The organism is Streptomyces sp. NPDC107654, from assembly GCF_055639035.1.
The window spans coordinates 1-1,982 of record NZ_JBVKBI010000062.1 but is presented as its reverse complement, the minus strand read 5'-3'; the positions used below and the strand labels follow the sequence as shown (position 1 = coordinate 1,982).

Annotated in this window: 3 protein-coding genes; all 3 read left to right on the top strand. The window is 71.2% G+C overall.

The genetic code is table 11. From position 1 onward, the window contains the following. Positions 1 to 197 precede the first annotated feature (197 nt). Genes ACZ7N4_RS39120 through ACZ7N4_RS39110 form a run of 3 tightly spaced genes read left to right on the top strand, consistent with a single transcriptional unit; the run spans position 198 to position 1,958 of the window. A complete protein-coding gene (locus ACZ7N4_RS39120) occupies positions 198 to 725 on the top strand; it encodes a VUT family protein (RefSeq protein WP_471368805.1) in 528 nt (175 codons plus the stop codon). A gap of 2 nt (positions 726 to 727) precedes the next feature. Then, entirely contained in the window at positions 728 to 1,597 is an 870-nt protein-coding gene (locus tag ACZ7N4_RS39115; protein WP_471368802.1) for a deazapurine DNA modification protein DpdA family protein, read from the top strand. Positions 1,598 to 1,613: 16 nt separating this feature from the next. Then, positions 1,614 to 1,958: a hypothetical protein gene (locus ACZ7N4_RS39110; protein WP_471368799.1), complete on the top strand. Its 345-nt coding sequence runs from the start codon at positions 1,614 to 1,616 to the stop codon at positions 1,956 to 1,958. Positions 1,959 to 1,982 lie beyond the last annotated feature (24 nt).

Genomic DNA, 1,982 nt, shown 5'->3' with positions numbered 1-1,982 from the left:
ACGGGCTGGAGGAGTCGTACTGCGACGAGGTCCGCGAGGAAACCGTCTGCGCCACCCACTCCCGCTTCCAGACCGCGGAGGACGGGTTCGAGGAGCTCACCCACGCCGCGCCCTGGCCCTGCACGCAGGACGCCGCCGCCCAGTCGCAGCCCGGCGCCTGACCCGCGGCACCACAACCACAGCACCCAAGGAGACCCGTGAACATCCCCCGCATCACCGCACAGGCCGCCGGCTGGGGCCTGGCCTACCTGCTGACGATCCCCGCCGCGAACCTGGCGGTCGAGCACTGGCAGAACGCCCCCGTCGGGTTCGGTCTCACCGCCCCGGCTGGCGTGTACTTCGTCGGCATCGCCCTCGTCTGCCGGGACCTGCTCCGCCGGGCAGCGGGCAGGGCCGCCGTCCTCGCTGCGATGGTGGCAGGCGTTGCCCTGTCGTACCTGCTGGCCGACCCGGCGCTCGCCACCGCCTCGGCCGCAGCGTTCGCGATCTCCGAGACGCTGGACTTCTTCGTCTACGAGTGGCTCCGGGACCGCGGGCTCATGGTGGCGATGGGCCTGTCGAACGCGGCCGGCCTGATCGTCGACTCGGTCGCCTTCCTGCTGATCGCGTTCGGGTCGCTGGACTATCTGGCGGGCCAGGTCGTCGGCAAGGCGTGGATGACCGTGGCCGCGGTTGCCGTCATCGCGCTGGTGCAGCGGCGCCGCGCTGTGGCGGTGACGGCGTAGCCATGCGCTTCATGCTCGGCACCCACATGGCGAACTGGCTCTGGGACGACGACCCCCGCCTCGACGGCATCACGCTGTTCATCTCCCGGAACCGCCTCGCCCGACGCGTCAGCCCCTTCCCGGCCGCCCGCCGCGACTGGGCCCTCGACTCCGGCGGGTTCACCGAGCTGAAAGACCACGGCGGCTGGCGCACCACCCCCGAGGAGTACGCCACCGAAGTACGCCGCTACCGCGACCAGCTCGGCCGCCTGCAGTGGGCCGCACCCCAGGACTGGATGTGCGAACCCTGGGTCATCCACGGCGGCGTGCACAACGGACTGCACTTCACCGGCACCCAGGAAGCCCGCGGCATCAACCCCGGAGAGCCGGATGACTTCGACGCCGCTGTCCGAGTTCATCAGGAATACACCGTGCAGAACTACCTCGAACTCCAGCGGGTCGCCTCCGACCTGCCGTGGATACCGGTCCTGCAAGGCTGGAGCCTCGCCGACTACGAACGCTGCGCCGAGATGTACGCCGCCGCCGGCGTTGACCTTGCTGCGGCCCCGGTCGTCGGGCTCGGCTCCGTGTGCCGGCGGCAGGCCACCGACGAGATAGCCCGCATAGTTGACCGGTTCGCCTCCCGCGGGCTGCGCCTGCACGGCTTCGGCGTGAAGACCGAAGGCCTCGCGGACTACGGCGACCAGCTGGTGTCCGCCGACTCGATGGCCTGGTCCGTCGGCGGTCGCCGCGACCCGAAGCTGCCCGGCTGCACGCACCGGGCGAAGAACTGCGCCAACTGCTCGACCTACGCCCTGCGGTGGCATCAGCGGATCCTCGCCGCCGCCGAGCAGGGAGCCCGCGAGCCCAGGCAACTCGCCTTCGCCGTATGACCACAAGGAGCCAGTCATGCAGATCCCCGAACCCACCGTCCTGCCCACCCGCTACGTCGTGAGCTGCCTGCCCGAAGGTCACGACAACCGGTACACGTACACCGTCCGTGTCGAGTACGGCGGCAGCGGCCGGTACGCCGTTAGGTCCGGCCTGAAGTACTACGGCACCGACGGCGCCTGGGAGCACGCGCCGGACTGGCCCGAGACCAACTCGGACGGTCAGGAGGCATGGCTAGCGGCGCATCTCTTCGACCACGACACGGCGCTCCGCCTCGCCCGCGAGCTGGCGCCGACCCTCACCTACCGCGGCCGGACCGTCGCCGATGCGCTCGGCGCCCAGTCGCCGCCCGCCTCCGCGTGAGCCGGCCCCGCACGACGACGGCCG

What these genes read in the sequence shown, in the direction of transcription:
- ACZ7N4_RS39115 (WP_471368802.1), top strand. Translation starts at nt 728, where the DNA reads ATGCGCTTCATGCTCGGCACCCACATGGCGAACTGGCTCTGGGACGAC.
- ACZ7N4_RS39110 (WP_471368799.1), top strand. Translation starts at nt 1,614, where the DNA reads ATGCAGATCCCCGAACCCACCGTCCTGCCCACCCGCTACGTCGTGAGC.